The sequence below is a fragment of the Roseibium limicola genome (genome assembly GCF_017313085.1).
Lineage (GTDB): Bacteria > Pseudomonadota > Alphaproteobacteria > Rhizobiales > Stappiaceae > Roseibium > Roseibium limicola.
Genome location: NZ_JAFLNF010000005.1, coordinates 72171 through 87709 on the forward strand (window position 1 = coordinate 72171; position 15539 = coordinate 87709).

Sequence of the window (15539 nt, forward strand, 5' to 3'; positions counted from 1 at the left end):
GGGCGGCGATTTGGCCCACCGCAGGCCGCGCTTTCGCGTCCGCCGGACTGTGTCGGCGCACTCGACCGATGCCCCGCATCGCCCTTCGCGCGCCTCCGAGCCGGCAGACGCGCCAAGCGCGGTCAAATCCATTCCTCTATCCGGGCATTGGTATGATCATGCAATTCCGCCTGTCAGACACATACGCCTTCTGGTGGCCGGTGACGGTCAAGATGCCGGATCCGGATAAGCCCGGGAAGGTTCTGGACCAGAGTTTTGAAGCCCAATTCCTGATGATCGGCAGCGAGCGCCTTGCCGCCCTCGATGGCGAAGGCGGTGACCAACACGCGGTCCTGAAGGAGGTCTGGACGGACTGGCGCGGGGTCGAGGATGAGAACGGATCCGAAGCCGAGTTCTCGGATGAGGCCCGCGATCGTTGTCTCGACTATGCCCATGTGCGGCTGGCGCTTTACACCGCCTACCTCGAAGCCAGCAGTGGCCGGCCATCGCATAGTGGGCAGACGGGCCAAAACACTCAGGCACCAAAGGTAAAAAACTGATGGCGGCCGCGCGGGCCTGGGCCTTCGCCCGGCGCGGCCTCATTGATCCGGAGCAGAGCCAAAGTCTCGACCAGGACACGGCCTCAGACTTTGAGGCCCTGGGCGTCGCCGTTCCCGCTGCTGAGATCAGTGAGCCTGAAGCCTTTGATGTCTGGCGCTGCAACTGGCGCAGCGTGACCGCCTTTCTGTCTTTGGAGACCCAGTGGCGGGTGGCTGCGGGGCCAGCTGGGTTTGCCTTTCTGGGACTGGATTACACAGCAGCCAAATCTGCCTTCAGTGGCCGCAGCCGGCGCGCCTGGCAGAACCTGTTGGCGGATCTCCAGATCATGGAGCGTGCAGCCCTGCCTATATTGAACGGGGAACCCGCATGACCCTTCAGCTCAAGATGCTGGCCAGTCTGGATGCTTCCGGGGTGGAACGCGGCGCGCAGGAGGCCCAGAGACATCTGCGGCTTGTCGGCAGCGAAGCAACGAAGACGGGCGCACGGCTTTCTCAGGCGCTTGATGCGCAGTTCGGCATTGGCGGCGCACCTGCTGCGGACCGGGCGCGTGACATCGAGGCCTATGGCGCTCAGCTGGATGAACTGCGAGCCAGGTTCAATCCTCTGTTTGCCCTGCAACGCCGTTACGAGGCGAGCGTCAAGGAGATCAGCGACGCCCACAAGGTTGGTGCGATCAGTGCCAAGGAGGCTGCAAACGCCACCGCGCAGGCAACCGGCATCTACAAGGCGCAACGGGCAGCGCTCGCAGGATCATCCCAGGTTCTGAGCAGGTTCGGGTCCTCCACCAAGCTGGCTGCCAGCGAAGTCAATATTCTGGGCCAGCAGTTTGCCGATGCAGGTGTCCAGATTGCGTCCGGCCAGTCGCTCTTTACGGCTATTCTGCAACAGGGAAGCCAGGTCCAGTTCATGCTCGGATCCAAAGGCGTCAATACAATCGGCGGATCGCTCCGCATTCTCAAACAAGGTCTGATCGGTTTTCTGAACCCGATCAATCTGGCTCTGGTCGGACTGGCCAGTGGCGCCGCTGCCGCATCCGCGCTTTATCAGGCAGTCGCCAATGACGACACGGCCGAGGACGCTCTGGAGACCCAGAACGAACTGATCCGGCAGATGGCCGAACGCTACAAGGATGTTAAGGCAGCCCTTGATCAGCTCGACCGCTCGCCGACGCTGACCAACATCACGCTCGACACGGATGACCTGGAACAGCAGCGCGATCTGCTTCAGGGTTTGATCTCAGAGATTGAAGACAGCGTTCAGCGGAGCCTAAGGCTAGAAGCAAATGCGCTGACGGCCCTGGCCGAACCGCTGACGGAAGATGCGGCCTTGTTCCGCGACTTCCAAGATGAGCTGCGGGCAACGGCCGATCAATTCATCAACGCAGAGGCAGGAGCCGATCAGCTCATTGCCCGGCTGATTGAACTTGCCAGAACCGCACCGGACACGGAGAGCGAACAGGCGATCCGGGAGATCATCAAGGAAGCCAGGCAGGCCGACACCGGCTTGTTCGATCTGGTCAAGCGGCTGAATGAGGTAGAGGCCTCCCTGCGCGGTGTGGATGCCGCAGCCAGTGCCATCGGTGCGCTTTCACCAGCGGCCAACGACAGGATCAGAGCCACGTTCGGGATCTTCGACGAACAGACCGCACGCGAACGTCTGGCAGCACAGCTAAGGCCGCGAACAAAGGGCAAAACGTCAGACGCCGATCGCCGGGTCGAACGAACGCAGGACCTGTTGCGCAACCAGAATGAGGAACTGGCTCGTCTGCGGCTGGAGACCCGTTTGATTGGAAGCACGGATGCGGCCCGTGCCAAGGCCCTTGCGACACTCGAAGCAGAGATCCAGATCCGCGACCTAGGCATCAATGCGCTCGGATCGGAGGCCGAAGCCATTCGGGCCAATGCCCTGGCGATTGCCGACAGCATCGACACACTTGAGCAGAACCAACAGGCCTGGGACACCGTCCGCTCAGCCGGGACAAGTGCGATCGACACGCTGGTGGATCGACTGGCGAGTGGCGACCTTTCCGGTGCCATCCAGGCAATCACCTCTGACCTCTCCCGAATGGTCGTGATGCTGGGCGCGGCCAATCCTTTGAAGAACGCGCTCTTCGGCAGCAACCTTCCGACGCTGTCGTCAACCGGAGGACTGCTGTCCGGATTGTTTGGCGGTGGTTCTGGTGGCCTGTCGTCTGCGCTCGGTGCAGCAACCTTCGGTCTTTATGACATCGGCGGGGCAACGCCTGCCGGCAACGACAATGACATCGCCGGGTTTGTCCATAGGAACGAATATGTCTTCGATGCCAGGTCCACCCGGGCCATCGGCGTGCCGGTACTGGAGGCCATGCGCAAGGGAGCTCTCAAGGGCTATCAGTCCGGAGGCCTGGTCACCACAGACCCGATGAACCTACCAGGGATAGGGACCGAGTCAGGCCGAACAACACCGCAAGTCCGTCACCAATTTCAACCGGACAGCAGCGGCAATGTCACCATCAACATCACCACGCCGGACGCCCAGAGTTTCCGAGCCGCCCGCACCCAGATCGCTGGTGAGTTCGCACGCCTGACCGCACGTGGGCAGCGGGGGATGTAATGGCTGATTTTGATGAGGTGCAATTCCCGGTCATCGTGGCGCGCGGGGCAAGCGGCGGCCCCGAGCGGCGCACGGAGATCGTCGAGCTGGCCTCCGGCCATGAGGAGCGCAACACGCCCTGGGCCGACAGCCGGCGCAGCTATGATGTGGGCTCCGGTATTCGCAGCGCCGATGATCTGGCCGATGTGGTTGCGTTTTTCGAGGCGCGCTCCGCACGGCTGCGCGGCTTCCGGTTCAAAGACTGGTCGGATTTCAAGTCCTGCAAGCCTTCTGAAGCGATCTCCGATGAGGATCAGCTCCTCGGGGCAGCCGATGGCGTCACCACAAGGTTCCAGCTGGTGAAGGCCTATAGCTCCGGTGGTCGTACCTGGACACGGGAGATCTCCAAGCCTGTGGCTGGATCCGTCGTGATCGCTGTTGGTGGGGCGGCTCTGTCCTCCGGTTGGTCGGTCGATACCACAACCGGCCTCATCACCTTCGACGTCGCCCCGGCCTCCGGCACTATCACGGCGGGTTTTGAGTTCGACGTGCCCTGCCGCTTCGACACGGATCAGCTGCAGACCACCTTGCGCATCCATCGTCTCGGCGAGATCCGCGCCATTCCGATTGTGGAGGTGCGGGTATGAAGACTGTTCCGGTTTCCATGCAGGCCGCGCTCGATGGCCGGGCCACCACCCACGCCAGATGCTGGAAAGTGGAGCGGCGCGACGGCACCCTATTCGGGTTCACCGATCATGATCGGGCTTTGACCATCGACGGTCTTTCCTATGAGGCCGCGACCGGCTTCACCGCCACATCCATCGAGTCCAGCCTCGGCCTGGCGGTCGACAATCTCGACGTGGAAGGCGCCCTGTCGTCGGCCTCGATCACCGAAGACGATATCGCCCGAGGCCTTTGGGACGACGCAACGATCGAGGTCTGGCTGGTAGACTGGACGGAGACGGTCAACCGCCTGCTCCTGCGCAAAGGCAACATTGGCGAGATCTCCAGAGGCCCGACCGCCTTCATGGCCGAACTGCGCGGGTTGGCGCACCGGCTTGGCCAGACCACGGGCCGCCAGTTCGACCGGACCTGCTCCTGGGAGCTGGGCGACGGCAAGTGCAAGGTGGCGCTGGCCGGTTGGATCTCGGCTGGCGTCGTCGTTGCGGCCTTTGATTTCCGCAGCTTCACCGGCTCCGGCCTGGACGGCAAAGACGACGGGCTGTTCCAGCGCGGACTGGTGACCTGGACCAGCGGCGCCAATACCGGTCTTCAAATGGAGGTTAAACGACATTCCAATAGCAATGGAACGGTGACCCTCGAGCTGGTTCTGCCGATGGCCGATGCCATTGAGGTGGGGGACAGTTTCTCGGTTCAGGCCGGGTGCGACAAGACCTGGGCCACCTGTCAGGCCCGGTTCGGCAACAGCGACAACTTCGGCGGCTTTCCCCATATGCCCGGCAACGAGTTCGTCATCGGCTATGCGGACAAGGACGATCTGAACGACGGCGGGAGCCTGTTCACATGAGCCCCCATAAACAAGAAAATGGGTTCCGCAGTCAGATCATCAAGGAAGCGCGCAGCTGGATCGGCACACCTTACGTTCATCAGGCAGCAACGAAGGGTTCCGGCTGCGACTGCCTCGGGCTGGTGCGCGGTGTCTGGCGCGAGGTCATGGGCAGCGAACCAGAGACACCTCCACCCTATACGCGGGACTGGGCCGAGCGGTCAGGCCGGGAGACCCTGAAGGACGCCGCATCCCGGCACATGGAGGCGGTGCCGGTCGATCGGGCGGGCCCGGGCGACGTGCTGCTGTTTGCCTTCAGGTCCGGGCTGCCGGCCAAACACTGCGCGATCCTGACCACACCGATCGATGATCCGGCCCCCCGCATCATCCATGCCCATGAGCATCTGCCAGTGGCGGAAGTCGCGCTGGTGCCGGGATGGCGGCGCAAAATCCGCTTTGCCTTCCGCTTTCCGGGAGCGGCCTGATGGCGACGTTGGTTTTGGGCGCAGCCGCGACAGCCTTCTCCGGTGCGATTGGTGCAGGCACTTTTACCTCGGCTTTGATCTCGGGTGCGGCGACTGTTGCCGGAGCCTATGCGGACAATCTTCTGGCTTCAAGCCTGTCACCGACACAGCGGCAGTCGGTGGAAGGCCCGAAGATCTCGGACTTGCGCCTGCAGACATCGACAGAAGGGTCCGCGCTTCCGGACGTCTTTGGCCGGGTGAGGATTGCCGGCCAGGTGATCTGGGCGACACGGCTTCGGATGGAGACCTCCACCTCGACAGAGACGGTCGGGGGCAAGGGGATGAGCGGTGGTCAGAAGGTCAGCACGACCACATACCGATATTTTGCCAACTTTGCCGTTGGCCTTTGCGAAGGACCGATCATCGGCATTGGCCGGGTCTGGGCGGATGGCAAACTGCTGGATCTGACCGGGATCACCACCCGCGTCCATGTCGGGTCAGAGGATCAGCAGCCGGATCCCTTGATCGAGACCAAGGAAGGCAGCGCGCCGGCCTATCGCGGTACGGCCTATGTGGTCTTTGAGGATCTGACCCTGGACGTGTTCGGCAACCGCGTTCCGCAGCTTGAGTTCGAGGTCTTTCGCCGGGTCGGGCAATCCGTCGAAGACGAGATCCAGGGCATGGTGGTGATCCCGGGCGCCGGCGAATGGGTCTACGCCACCGAGCCTGTCCGCAACCAGAATGGGGGGACCGAGGGCGCCACCACGCCTGAGAACGTCAACAACCAGATCGGCGGCACCGACTGGTCGGTGGCGATCGATGATCTGGAACGGACCTGCCCGAATGCCAGATCGGTTCTGCTGGTGGTGGCCTGGTTCGGCACGGACCTGAGGTGTGGCTCTTGCCAGATCCGCCCGGGTGTCGAGTTCGGCGGCGAGAAGACCAACGAGCCGCTGAGCTGGTCCGTCCATGGCGAGACCAGAGACACCGCCTATGTGGTCTCGCGTGAGGCAGCTGATGCAGAACGGCCGTCCTATGGCGGCACGCCCTCGGACCAGTCGGTGGTTCAGGCCATCCGGGACCTCAAGGCACGCGGCATCGATGTGGTGCTTTATCCCTTCATCCTGATGGACATTGCGGAAGTCAATGGACTGCCGGATCCCTATGGCGGAACTGAGCAGGCCGTGCGGCCCTGGCGTGGGCGCATCACCTGTCATCCGGCGCCGGGACAGCCAGGCACCGTCGACAGGACAGCTGCAGCGGGTACCCAGGTCGACACGCTCTTCGGAACTGTTGGCGCGACCCAGATCAGCGTCTCGATCAATGCGGACAGCGGCGCGGTCAGCACCTCCTACAGCGGACCATCCGAATGGTCGCTCCGGCGTATGGTGTTGCATTACGCCAAGCTCTGCGCGGCACTGAATGCGGAAGAGGCAGGCACCGTCAGCGGCTTCGTCATGGCCTCGGAGTTGCTCGGTCTGACGAGCGTCCGCAGTTCTGCCTCAGGTTTCCCGGCAGTTGCGCAACTGGTGGCCCTGGCAGGCGACTGCAGGTCGGTTCTTGGGTCGAACGTAGCGCTGACCTATGCCGCCGACTGGTCGGAGTATCGCGGCTTTGATGCCAGTCATGTTTCTGGCGATAGCTCCGGGGATTTCTACTTTCATCTGGATCCGCTCTGGGCCAGCTCCGACATCGATGCGGTGGCGATCGACAACTACATGAAGCTCTCCGACTGGCGCGATGGCACCACACATCTGGACGCATTGGCCGGCTGGGCCTCGATCCATGATCCGGACTACCTCAAGAGCAACGTCGAAGGCGGCGAGGACTATGACTGGTATTATGCCAGCGAGGCCGACCGGACCAACCAGGTTAGAACAGACATAACGGACGGCGGCGGTAAGCCGTGGGTCTACCGGGCCAAGGATTTCCGTAACTGGTGGCTGAACCAGCACTATGACCGGCCGGGCGGTGTCGAAAGCGGCTCACCAACATCCTGGGTGCCGCAATCCAAGCCGATCTGGTTCACCGAATACGGCTTCCCCTCGGTCGACAAGGCCACCAACCAGCCGAATGTCTTTGTCGATCCCAAGTCGTCGGAAAGCGCCTGGCCGTATTTCTCCAACCGCCAGCGCTCGGACGCAATCCAGCGGCGGGGGATCGAGACCGTCCTGCGCTACTGGGATCCGGAGGAAGGCAACAACCCGGTCTCTGGCATCTATGGCGAGCGCATGCTGGATCTCTCACGCTCGTTCCTCTGGACCTGGGACGCGCGGCCCTATCCGGCGTGGCCCTATCAATCGGAGGTCTGGAGCGACGGCGACAACTGGCCGCTGGGCCATTGGGTCCAGGGCAAGTTCGGTGCAGTCGATCTGGCTGAGCTGGTGGCTTACATCTGCGGGTCCGTCGGCTTTTCAGATATCGATGTCTCGCAGCTTCAGGGCGTCGTCACCGGCTGGCAGCGGGCGTCGATCACCACACCGCGGGCGCAGCTGCAAACGCTGGCACAGCTTTATCTGTTCGACGCGGTCGAGAGCGAAGGCCTGATCCGCTTTGTCCCGCGCGGCGGCGCGACCAGGGCGACCATCCTCGAACAGGATCTGGCGGCCCCAGATCGCAAGAGCGCCGACTGGTCGATGACCCGGGCGCAAGAGACCGACCTGCCGGTCCGGGCGTCACTCGCCTATTTCGACGCGGAGAATGATTACCGCCAGACCAGCTCCAATGCCGGACGGTTGACCGGGTCATCGGAGCGGATCGAAAGCGTCTCCGCGCCTGCGATAATCGAGACGGCCGAGGCCGAAGGCATGGTCGAGGCCTGGCTGCTGGAACGCTGGGTCGGGCGCGAACAGGCAAGCTTTGCTCTACCGCCCTCGATGATCCGGCTGGACCCGACCGATACGGTGGCGCTCGAGGCGGGCGGCCGCAGCCGGGATTTGCGCCTCTCGCGCATCATCGATGCAGGAGCCCGACAATGCGAGGCGGTGGCCGTCGAGCGGTCGATCTATTCCATCCAGCGCGGCACATCGCGGCCGGTCTCCCCCGGCACCGTGCCGAGCTACGGACCGGCGGTACTGGAGGTTCTGGATCTGCCGGTGATCGAGGAGACCCAGGTCGAGCACCGGCCCTGGCTGGCGGCGACCTCCAGTCCATGGGCGGGTGTTCAGGTGCTGGAAGGGTCGAGAAGCGTTGGGAGCGTGATTGCACCGGCGACGCTCGGGGTAACGACCACGGACTTCCATTCCGGGACCAGCTTCCGCTTCGACCGGGCGAACTCTCTGACCGTGAAGCTCGCCTATGGCACGTTGGCCTCTGTTTCCGAGGATGGGCTTCTGGAAGGCACCGACAACGCCCTGGCGATCCGGAACGCCGACGATGACTGGGAGATCCTGCAGTTCGCGACGGCGGATCTGGTCGCAGCGCAGACATGGCAGCTGTCCGGCCTGTTGCGCGGGCGGCGCGGGACGGAACACGCCATGCGGGATCCGGTGGCAGCTGGCGCGCGGGTGGTTTTGCTGGATGGTTCCCTGACCCAGGCCGATGTGCCTCTGTCTGATCGGGGCATTGAGCGCATCTGGCGCTATGGGCCGGCGCCGGCTCCATCGACGGACAGCAGTTTCAAAACCCGTTCAAACACCTTTGAAGCGGTGGCTCTGAAGCCCCTTGCGCCGGCGCATCTGGCAGGAAGCAGGAACCTTGCCGGGGATCTCGCGATCAGCTGGGTCCGGAGGGCGCGGCGCAATGGCGGCTGGCTGGATGGCACTGATGTGCCGCTGGTCGAGGCAAGCGAGCGCTATGAGCTGGAGATCCTGGGTAGCGGATCGGTGATCCGGACGGTCTCTGGCCTGTCATCGCCTGCATGCACTTACACAGCAGCCAATCAGGTCGCCGACTACGGATCGGTTCAAACATCCATCCATGTCCGTGTCTTCCAGATCTCAGACGCCATCGGACGCGGCATTCCAGCGGAGGCAATCCTATGAGCAGTACGGCACGCCTGAACTTACCCTTTATTGCGGCCAGTCAGGCGCAGAAGGAAGTCACGCATAATGAAGCACTGGCGAGGCTCGATGCGCTTGCTCACTTGGTGATCCTTGATCGGGACCTGTCAGCCCCACCGGCGGCCAGCGAGGGCGACAGTTATCTCGTGGCGACAGGTGGCAGTGGAGACTGGGCCGGACGAGATGGCCAGATCGCAAGCTATACGGACGGGGCCTGGGCGTTCTATCCGCCGGTGCTCGGAATGCTCGCCTATGTCGCCGACGAAGGAACGCTGGCGGTCTACACGGCCAGCGGCTGGAAAGAATATGGCGCGTTGTTGTCTGAGGTGGCGACTGTGTCGAGATCCCCATCTGGCGCGGAAAGCCGGATCGGTACTGTCGAGGAAGAATTGACCGGCCTGTCGGGAGCCAGCGTAGACACCTCGATCGTCATTCCAAACCGGGCCATTGTCTTTGGCGTCTCAACCCGGACAACTACCGCCATCACCGGGGCAACCTCCTACGATTGCGGGATATCCGGTGAGACATCCAAGTTCGGCGGATCGCTTGGCATTGCTGCTGGGTCAACGAATGCAGGGGTGATCGGGCCGCAGGCGTTTTACTCGGACACGGCAGTCCGGCTGACAGCCAATGGTGGGAGCTTTACCGGCGGGGCGGTGAAGGTAGTGCTGCATTACTTCTTGCCGGTCGTGCCGCAGGAATAAAAGACACGGGCGGTCCGGACCCGAAAATGATCCGGACAGCGGGCCTCCTTGGTCAAAATTCAGCCCGCCCAGCAGTAGCTATAAGATAACCGCCGCACCCGCTGCTCGCGCGAGCAGGTTCAGTGTCGGCGATTCTCTTCAAGGTTGAAATGAACGAAATCAGATGTGCAGGTTGCCGCAGGCTCTTGCTGAAGTCCGCTGACCGAGCGATAGTCGGTCCGGTTGATATCAAGTGTCCGCGTTGCGGCACGATGAATTCCCTGAGGCCATTGGTCATAGAACCAACAGAGCCCTTCTCCGATCGCCACGAGCGAACAGAAACCGGAGAATGCTCTTGTGGCTCTACATCCCGAAAGAATGCCTCAGCGGCTTAACGGACTTTCCCTCTGCGCCGGCGTTGGAGGACTGGAGCTCGGACTCCATGTCGCAGAACCCGGATATCGAACTGTTTGTTATGTTGAGCGAGAAGCCTGCGCAGCGGCCACCCTCGTGGCGCGGATGGAAGACCAGGCCCTGGATCACGCGCCTGTGTGGGACGATGTTAAGTCCTTCGACGGCCGCCCGTGGCGTGGAAAGGTTCATATCCTCTCTGCCGGCTATCCCTGTCAGCCGTTCTCGTCTTCCGGTAAGCGGCGGGGCAGGGAGGACCCGCGTCACCTCTGGCCGGACGTTGCCCGGATTATCGGAGAGAGTGAACCCGAATGGGTCTTCTGCGAAAACGTCGAGGGACATCTGGACCGTGGATTTGAGGAAGTCGCCGGAGACTTTCAGGCAATGGGTTACAGCCTCAAAGCGGGATTGTTCTCGGCGGCTGAAGTCGGCGCGGCCCACATCCGGAAGAGGCTCTTCATACTGGCCCACGCCAACAACAAGCCTCTACTGCTCCCGGACCGACATCCTGATCGAGGAGGGCGCCCTTCGGTTCAGGACCGCCACCGACCAGAACGGCAACCAGCACGCGATCGGCAATGCGGCCCGGGTCTGGACGACGTTCTGGCTAACGATGAAGGGGATGGGTTTGAAGCCCCTTCAAGACCCGATTTACCCGTCTTCGCGCCCGCTCCATGTGACCTTGAAGCCTGGGACACGCACCTGTCCCGGAGACTGGACCTTCAACCCGAATTTTTCGGACTGGCTGATGGGCTGGCCAATCGGGTGGAGCGATCCAGGGCAGCCGGTAACGGGGTGGTCCCGTTGGCAGCAGCTTATGCGTACCGAACTCTCAGGGCTGGGTATCTAGTAAGGGAAGGGGGAGGCTAGATAAAGAAGGCGAAACGCAATCCAAATCGGTTGCCATTCGTTCTTGCGCGAAATGCCATCCGAACTTGCGCGCTACAGTTGGCTCTGCATGGTGCAGGCGCATAAGGCCGCGTTTCTCAGCGAGTCTCGAAACGATAGGGCATAAGCCCTTGAAAAGTTTGGTCGGGCAGGCCGGATTTGAACCGACGACCCCTTCACCCCCAGTGAAGTGCGCTACCAGGCTGCGCTACTGCCCGAACTTCAGGCTTACCTATCTGGTTCGCGCATTGTTGGCAAGCCGGTTCATGCCCCTTGATCCACAGGACTGTGACAGCGTGGGGAGGCGGGCCTTTGCCGCTGAAGCGGGATTGCGCTGAGGCTCTGCTTCTGCAGGATCCGCTCGGCCGCAATCAACCCCCAAGCCAGCCCGTAGAGCATGTAGACATGGCGCCAATGATCGGTGTCGATGATGATCTGCAGGAACATATGCGCCAGCATCACGCCGAAGATGCAGTGGATGAAGGGCGTCCAGGGACGGTGCTTGAAGAGAAGCGGCACAAGGCGGGCAAAGGTCCACACCAGGAAGACGATGTAAGTCGTGCCGCCCAGCCAACCGTAGGTGGTGAAGCCCTTCAAATAGACGTTGTGCTCATCTTCGGGGAAATACTGGTTGAACTCCAAGGCCCCGAGGCCGAGCGGCCGTTCCAGTACCATTTCAAAACCGAGGGAATAGCGGGCAAAGCGACCAAGGCGGGCGACGTCATAAGGCTGTTCCAGCTTGGCGCGCTGCTGAAACATGTCCCAGACACTGTCGAAGGACAGCGCCACCGCCAGCATTGCGGCCAGGGCCAGAACACCACCCAGACCCAGAAGAACCAGGCGCAAACGCTTGGCGCTGTTCTGCTCGGTGATCAGGCCGAGCGTATAAACCACAAGGGAGGCCGCAAGCAGAACGCCCCAGGCACCACGCGAGAAACTGAGGAAGATGCCTAGCACCAGAATGCCGAGGATCGGCAGCAGTAACAGGCACTCACGCAGCGGCCGCACCATCAGCCGCTGCACCAGGATTACCGTCGGCAGTGCGAGAAAGGGGCCGTAGACGTTGGGGTCCTCGAACGTGCCGCGTGCCCGGTCGTAGCGGGTAAAGAACTCGGCTCCGGGGAAGGCGTGAAAATATCCCAGAATGCCGGTGATCGCGACGATGACGGAGCAGGCCAGATAGCCATGTTCAATGAACCTGAAGCGCCCGGGCTTTTCGGCCAAAACAGCCGCGTAGAAGATCGAGGTGACTGTCAGAAACACGGTCACAGCCGTATAGGTGAAGGCGGTTTCGAACTTGGTCGCTAGGGGCACTGAGGCTATGCCGCCGGCGCAATAAAGAAGGAAACAGACTACCAGCGGTCCAAACTCAGAGCGGAGTTTGAGGCCGAACAGAAGCCAGATGACCGTGATCAGCGCCAGATACAGCTCATAGGGCGCCGGTTCCCGGATGACGAAGCCGGAGAGAAACGCCGCCAGCCACAATGCGCCATCGCCGATGCGGCTGGTCGTGAGGACCGGCTGCATCGACCGTGTGGCGACTGGCGCGGATCTGATGGCCGCATCGCTCAATATGCGTTCTCCGTATTCATCAGCCGGAAGGGCGTCAGGAAGAGGATCTTCAGATCGAACAGGATCGACCAGTTTTCGATGTAATAGACGTCGAATTCCACCCGCTTGCGGATCTTTTCCGAGGTGTCGACCTCACCGCGCCAGCCATTGATCTGGGCCCAGCCGGTGACACCCGGCTTCACCTTGTGACGCGCGAAATAGCCATCGACCACATTGTCCCAGGTGGTGTTGTCGGTGTGGGCGTTCACCGCGTGGGGGCGTGGGCCGACCAGCGACAGGTTCCCGGCCAGAACGTTGACCAGCTGAGGCAACTCATCAATGGAGGTCTTGCGGATGAAGCGGCCAACCGGGGTGACGCGGGCATCGTTCTTGGTCACGACCTTCTTGGCGTCAGGGTCGGCCATTTCTGTAAACATCGAGCGGAACTTGAGTACTTCAACAATCTCGTTGTTAAAACCGTAGCGCTTCTGCCGAAACAGAATAGGACCCTTGCTGGTCGTCTTGACTGCGATGGCTGCACCAATGATTACAGGCAAAAGAAGCACCAGCGCCAGCGACGCGAAAACCACGTCAAACACCCGCTTGGCGACCATGTCCCAGTCGGTGATCGGCTTTTCCAATACGTCGACAAAGGGCACTGTGCCGATAAAGGATGTGCCGCGATCACGGAAGCGCACCTTGTCCGTATGGGCCGACAGGCGAATGTCGACGGGCAGGATCCAGAGCCGCTGAAGCAGCTCCAGCACCCGCTTTTCAGCTCGCAGCGGAATACAGACGATCAGCATGTCGATCCGGGCGAGGCGGGCAAATTCGACCAGAGCGGCGATGTTGCCCAATTTCGGGTATCCAGCCACCACGGAAGGTGAGCGGTCGCTGGCCCGGTCATCGAAAATCCCGCAAATCCGGATGTCGTTCTCTGACTGACCTTCGATTTCGTGGATCAACTCGGCAGCTGCAGTACCGCCGCCTACAATGATGGCACGACGTTCCAGCCGCCCGATCTTCATCCAGTGGCGGACCCGCCGATAGATCAGCATCCGAAAACAGACCAGACTGCCCAAGGCCATGACAAACCAGGCGCCAAGCCAGGGTTGCGGCAGGCTTTGGCCGAATCCTGTCATGGTTTTGATCAGGAAAAACATACCGAAAACCAGGGTCCAGCCAGCGGCGATCCGGCCGAACTGTGACATTCCGCGTCGCATGACGGAAACCTGATAGGCGTCCGCAGCCTGGAAGAATGCAAGTGAGAACAGCATTGCCCCGGCAAGAGCGATAATATGAGTCAGCGTGAAGTCGGTGGCGCCTGCGTCTGTCCAGGCGGACAGAATTCCCGTTCCGCAAATCAGCATCAAGTCAGTCAGTCGGACTGACCCGCTGAGAACCGGTACGGAAATACCATTGTCGTGCAGCCGCTCGGCAATCTCCAGCGCTTCAGAAGACAGACCGGACTGCGTTTGTGCGCTTTGGCTGGCATGAGGCCCGGCCATGCCGACGGGGCCGATCGGGCCGTAAACGTTTGAGACGCCTGATATTTCATTCGCACGGTGCAATCCCCGCGTCAGACGTTGACGCAGTCCATCCTGCGTCCCTGGCGTGGTGCCGACCTCGCTCGTAGCGCTTGTCTTGTTCACAGGATTGATCATGAAAGGTTGCTCGTCCGTGCGTAAACCGTTTCGGAAGCCGGGTCCTGGGCTGAGCTTTGAACCTGCCCGTTGGCTGTGTCTCCCTGCAGAACCTCGCCGCGTGAATGACGGTAGAGAGTGGTGATGCGGTCAGCCATCAGATCGACGCTGAACGTATCGGCCAGGCAGGTACGTAGCAACTTGGCGGCATCCTTCAGGGCGTCGGGGTCTGCAAGGGCGGTTTTCATGGCGTGGGTCAGATGGTCGACGTTGCCCGGTTCAATCAGCCGCTTGGCATATCGGCCAAAGACCTCCGGTACACCGCCGACACGCGTTGCGATCAAAGGACGCTCGGCGGCCACTGTTTCCAGAATGATGTAGGGCATTGCCTCTGCGCGTGAAGGAACGACAACGCATTTCCCCAACTTGAAAGCCTCGCGGGCGGGCAGGGCGCCGAGGAAAGAAATTTTGTCGCTCAGGCCGTAGTCTTCGACCATCTTGCGATACTTCGGCTCGTCTGGACCTTCGCCGACAATGCTGGCGGTGGGAACGGTACCAGTGTGAAGATGAAGATTGTGCAAGGCATCGATGAAGAGGTCCGGCCCCTTCAAATCGCGCAGCATGCCAATGTAAAGGAAGTCTGCAGCATCGGGGTTCGCCTCAATCGGCGCAAATTCACTCGGCTGCAAACCGTTGTAGACCACTCGCGTGGCGCAGGTCGGTTCAATCACCTTGGTTTCAAACGCCGCATATTCATAGTCGGAGACAAACACGATGCCGTCGGTCATCCTCAGGAGCACACGCTCCAGGGCATGATAGAATCGACCTTCGAGGCTATGCGGATTGTAGTGGAGGCTGCCGCCGTGCGGGCAGTAGATCCGCTCGATCTTTTGCCCCTGGGAACGCAGAAGCGATCCAATGAAGCGGGTGTAAGCGCCGCCTTTGGCTCCATGACCATGGAGAACGTCGGGCTTCAGCCCCTTGATATGGCGGTACAGGTCACGGGTGGCGGCCATATCCTGCAGCGACAATTGACGACGCATTGGAAAGCGCTCAACGCCAAGGCTTAACTTGTCGCGCAGGCTATCGACATTCGCGTTGTCAAAGTCGCTGCCACTGGCGCTGTCGCAAATCAGGCCTACTGCGTGTCCAGCCGCTGCCTGGCTGAGTGCGAGGTCCTTGATGTGCCTGAAGATCCCGCCAATTGGCGAGCGCACGCAGTGGACGATCCGCAAAGGATCTTTGGTCATTGTGCAGGCTCCCTGTTGCGCGTCCCGGAC

The 15539-nt window shown here is 61.5% G+C and carries 13 protein-coding genes and 1 tRNA gene; 10 read left to right on the forward strand and 4 right to left on the reverse strand.

Features of this window, described 5'->3' with window-relative positions; translation table 11 throughout:
• Positions 1–152: 152 nt before the first annotated feature.
• From J0X15_RS12495 to J0X15_RS20195, 10 genes are all read left to right on the forward strand, one after another.
• Complete coding sequence (locus J0X15_RS12495) at positions 153–539, forward strand: hypothetical protein (RefSeq protein ID WP_206941202.1); 387 nt, start codon at positions 153–155, stop codon at positions 537–539.
• Positions 539–910 carry a DUF1799 domain-containing protein gene (locus J0X15_RS12500; RefSeq protein ID WP_206941204.1) on the forward strand — a complete coding sequence of 124 codons (372 nt, stop codon included), beginning with the start codon at positions 539–541 and terminating at the stop codon, positions 908–910. The genes J0X15_RS12495 and J0X15_RS12500 overlap by 1 nt, the downstream gene beginning before the upstream one ends.
• Positions 907–3132 (forward strand): phage tail length tape measure family protein, encoded by a 2226-nt coding sequence (locus tag J0X15_RS12505; RefSeq protein WP_206941206.1) that lies wholly within the window; start codon positions 907–909, stop codon positions 3130–3132. Before J0X15_RS12500 ends, J0X15_RS12505 begins: the two co-directional genes overlap by 4 nt.
• Positions 3132–3758 (forward strand): DUF2460 domain-containing protein, encoded by a 627-nt coding sequence (locus J0X15_RS12510; protein ID WP_206941208.1) that lies wholly within the window; start codon positions 3132–3134, stop codon positions 3756–3758. The genes J0X15_RS12505 and J0X15_RS12510 overlap by 1 nt, the downstream gene beginning before the upstream one ends.
• Complete coding sequence (locus J0X15_RS12515) at positions 3755–4639, forward strand: DUF2163 domain-containing protein (RefSeq protein ID WP_206941210.1); 885 nt, start codon at positions 3755–3757, stop codon at positions 4637–4639. Before J0X15_RS12510 ends, J0X15_RS12515 begins: the two co-directional genes overlap by 4 nt.
• Complete coding sequence (locus J0X15_RS12520) at positions 4636–5103, forward strand: NlpC/P60 family protein (protein ID WP_206941212.1); 468 nt, start codon at positions 4636–4638, stop codon at positions 5101–5103. Before J0X15_RS12515 ends, J0X15_RS12520 begins: the two co-directional genes overlap by 4 nt.
• A complete protein-coding gene (locus J0X15_RS12525) occupies positions 5103–9065 on the forward strand; it encodes a baseplate multidomain protein megatron (protein ID WP_206941214.1) in 3963 nt (1320 codons plus the stop codon). The genes J0X15_RS12520 and J0X15_RS12525 overlap by 1 nt, the downstream gene beginning before the upstream one ends.
• Positions 9062–9787: a DUF2793 domain-containing protein gene (locus J0X15_RS12530; RefSeq protein ID WP_206941216.1), complete on the forward strand. Its 726-nt coding sequence runs from the start codon at positions 9062–9064 to the stop codon at positions 9785–9787. The genes J0X15_RS12525 and J0X15_RS12530 overlap by 4 nt, the downstream gene beginning before the upstream one ends.
• Positions 9788–9936: 149 nt before the next feature.
• A complete protein-coding gene (locus tag J0X15_RS20435) occupies positions 9937–10161 on the forward strand; it encodes a Com family DNA-binding transcriptional regulator (protein ID WP_408015345.1) in 225 nt (74 codons plus the stop codon).
• Complete coding sequence (locus J0X15_RS20195; RefSeq protein WP_206941218.1) at positions 10145–11047, forward strand: DNA cytosine methyltransferase; 903 nt, start codon at positions 10145–10147, stop codon at positions 11045–11047. Before J0X15_RS20435 ends, J0X15_RS20195 begins: the two co-directional genes overlap by 17 nt.
• A gap of 159 nt (positions 11048–11206) precedes the next feature.
• On the opposite strand, the gene J0X15_RS12545 is transcribed toward J0X15_RS20195, so the two are convergent.
• The 4 genes from J0X15_RS12545 to J0X15_RS12560 form a co-directional block, all read right to left on the reverse strand.
• Positions 11207–11283, reverse strand: a tRNA-Pro gene (locus J0X15_RS12545).
• Positions 11284–11329: 46 nt separating this feature from the next.
• Positions 11330–12637: an O-antigen ligase family protein gene (locus J0X15_RS12550; RefSeq protein WP_209015306.1), complete on the reverse strand. Its 1308-nt coding sequence runs from the start codon at positions 12635–12637 to the stop codon at positions 11330–11332.
• Entirely contained in the window at positions 12634–14280 is a 1647-nt protein-coding gene (locus tag J0X15_RS12555) for an undecaprenyl-phosphate glucose phosphotransferase (protein WP_408015344.1), read from the reverse strand. Before J0X15_RS12555 ends, J0X15_RS12550 begins: the two co-directional genes overlap by 4 nt.
• Positions 14277–15509, reverse strand: a complete 1233-nt coding sequence (locus J0X15_RS12560) for a glycosyltransferase family 4 protein (RefSeq protein ID WP_206941220.1) — start codon at positions 15507–15509, stop codon at positions 14277–14279. The genes J0X15_RS12555 and J0X15_RS12560 overlap by 4 nt, the downstream gene beginning before the upstream one ends.
• Between the last annotated feature and the right edge of the window lie 30 nt (positions 15510–15539).